The 3,219-nt window shown below is 56.9% G+C and carries 1 rRNA gene; it reads right to left on the bottom strand.

The window, feature by feature from the left end:
- Positions 1-41: 41 nt before the first annotated feature.
- Positions 42-3,167: ribosomal RNA gene (locus ACWD10_RS38235) — 23S ribosomal RNA — on the bottom strand.
- Between the last annotated feature and the right edge of the window lie 52 nt (positions 3,168-3,219).

The following is a 3,219-nucleotide window of genomic DNA, read 5'->3' as shown; positions in this document are numbered from 1 at the left end:
TGTTCGTGGTTTCAGAACCAACACAGTGGACGCGAGCAACTGAGGACAAGCCCTCGGCCTATTAGTACCAGTCAACTCCACCCCTTACGAGGCTTCCATATCTGGCCTATCAACCCAGTCGTCTACTGGGAGCCTTAACCCCTCAAAGGGGGTGGGAGTCCTCATCTCGAAGCAGGCTTCCCGCTTAGATGCTTTCAGCGGTTATCCCTCCCGAACGTAGCCAACCAGCCATGCCCTTGGCAGAACAACTGGCACACCAGAGGTTCGTCCGTCCCGGTCCTCTCGTACTAGGGACAGCCCTTCTCAAGACTCCTACGCGCACAGCGGATAGGGACCGAACTGTCTCACGACGTTCTAAACCCAGCTCGCGTACCGCTTTAATGGGCGAACAGCCCAACCCTTGGGACCGACTCCAGCCCCAGGATGCGACGAGCCGACATCGAGGTGCCAAACCATCCCGTCGATATGGACTCTTGGGGAAGATCAGCCTGTTATCCCCGGGGTACCTTTTATCCGTTGAGCGACGGCGCTTCCACAAGCCACCGCCGGGTCACTAGTCCCGACTTTCGTCCCTGCTCGACCCGTCGGTCTCACAGTCAAGCTCCCTTGTGCACTTACACTCAACACCTGATTGCCAACCAGGCTGAGGGAACCTTTGGGCGCCTCCGTTACCCTTTGGGAGGCAACCGCCCCAGTTAAACTACCCATCAGACACTGTCCCTGATCCGGATCACGGACCCAGGTTAGACATCCAGCACGACCAGAGTGGTATTTCAACGACGACTCCACAACCACTGGCGTGGCCGCTTCACAGTCTCCCACCTATCCTACACAAGCCGAACCGAACACCAATATCAAACTGTAGTAAAGGTCCCGGGGTCTTTCCGTCCTGCTGCGCGAAACGAGCATCTTTACTCGTAGTGCAATTTCACCGGGCCTATGGTTGAGACAGTCGAGAAGTCGTTACGCCATTCGTGCAGGTCGGAACTTACCCGACAAGGAATTTCGCTACCTTAGGATGGTTATAGTTACCACCGCCGTTTACTGGCGCTTAAGTTCTCAGCTTCGCCCCACCGAAATGGAGCTAACCGGTCCCCTTAACGTTCCAGCACCGGGCAGGCGTCAGTCCGTATACATCGCCTTACGGCTTCGCACGGACCTGTGTTTTTAGTAAACAGTCGCTTCTCGCTGGTCTCTGCGGCCACCCCCAGCTCAGGAAGTAAATCCCATCACCAGGAATGGCCCCCCTTCTCCCGAAGTTACGGGGGCATTTTGCCGAGTTCCTTAACCATAGTTCACCCGAACGCCTCGGTATTCTCTACCTGACCACCTGAGTCGGTTTAGGGTACGGGCCGCCATGAAACTCGCTAGAGGCTTTTCTCGACAGCATAGGATCATCCACTTCACCACAATCGGCTCGGCATCAGGTCTCACCCCCAGTGCCATCCGGATTTACCTGGATGACGGGCTACACCCTTACCCCGGGACAACCACCGCCCGGGCTGGACTACCTTCCTGCGTCACCCCATCACTTACCTACTACAGATCTGGGTCAGCGGCTCCACCACTCCCACTGACGGCAAAGCCGACAGCAGGCGGTTTCACGGCCTTAGCATCGTCTGATTCGATATTGGGCGCTTCAAAGCGGGTACCGGAATATCAACCGGTTGTCCATCGACTACGCCTGTCGGCCTCGCCTTAGGTCCCGACTTACCCTGGGCAGATCAGCTTGACCCAGGAACCCTTAGTCAATCGGCGCACACGTTTCTCACGTGTGTATCGCTACTCATGCCTGCATTCTCACTCGTGAACCATCCACAACTCGCTTACACGGCTGCTTCACCCGGCACACGACGCTCCCCTACCCATCACGATCCCCGTTAGAGGTATATATCGCAATGACACGACTTCGGCGGTACGCTTGAGCCCCGCTACATTGTCGGCGCGGAATCACTTGACCAGTGAGCTATTACGCACTCTTTCAAGGATGGCTGCTTCTAAGCCAACCTCCTGGTTGTCTCTGCGACTCCACATCCTTTCCCACTTAGCGTACGCTTAGGGGCCTTAGTCGATGCTCTGGGCTGTTTCCCTCTCGACCATGGAGCTTATCCCCCACAGTCTCACTGCCGCGCTCTCACTTACCGGCATTCGGAGTTTGGCTAAGGTCAGTAACCCGGTAGGGCCCATCGCCTATCCAGTGCTCTACCTCCGGCAAGAAACACACGACGCTGCACCTAAATGCATTTCGGGGAGAACCAGCTATCACGGAGTTTGATTGGCCTTTCACCCCTAACCACAGGTCATCCCCCAGGTTTTCAACCCTGGTGGGTTCGGCCCTCCACGAAGTCTTACCTCCGCTTCAGCCTGCCCATGGCTAGATCACTCCGCTTCGGGTCTAGAGCGTGCAACTCAAACGCCCTCTTCGGACTCGCTTTCGCTACGGCTTCCCCACACGGGTTAACCTCGCTACACACCGCTAACTCGCAGGCTCATTCTTCAAAAGGCACGCAGTCACGACTGATGGGTAAACCCATCAGCGACGCTCCCACGGCTTGTAGGCACACGGTTTCAGGTACTATTTCACTCCGCTCCCGCGGTACTTTTCACCATTCCCTCACGGTACTATCCGCTATCGGTCACCAGGGAATATTTAGGCTTAGCGGGTGGTCCCGCCAGATTCACACGGGATTTCTCGGGCCCCGTGCTACTTGGGTGTCTCTCAAACGAGCCGCTGATGTTTCGACTACGGGGGTCTTACCCTCTACGCCGGGCCTTTCGCATGCCCTTCGCCTACATCAACGGTTTCTGACTCGCCCTGCCGCCGGCAGACGACAGAAGAGAGATCCCACAACCCCGCATGCGCAACCCCTGCCGGGTCTCACACACATACGGTTTGGCCTCATCCAGTTTCGCTCGCCACTACTCCCGGAATCACGGTTGTTTTCTCTTCCTGAGGGTACTGAGATGTTTCACTTCCCCTCGTTCCCTCCACACTGCCTATGTGTTCAGCAGCGGGTGACAGCCCATGACGACTGCCGGGTTTCCCCATTCGGAAACCCCCGGATCAAAGCCTGGTTGACGACTCCCCGGGGACTATCGTGGCCTCCCACGTCCTTCATCGGTTCCTGGTGCCAAGGCATCCACCGTGCGCCCTTAAAAACTTGGCCACAGATGCTCGCGTCCACTGTGCAGTTCTCAAACAACGACCAACCACCCACC

It is taken from the genome of Streptomyces sp. NPDC002851 (assembly GCF_053591935.1).
Note: the sequence above shows the minus strand (reverse complement) of the source record. Positions and strands in the feature narration are given on the sequence as shown.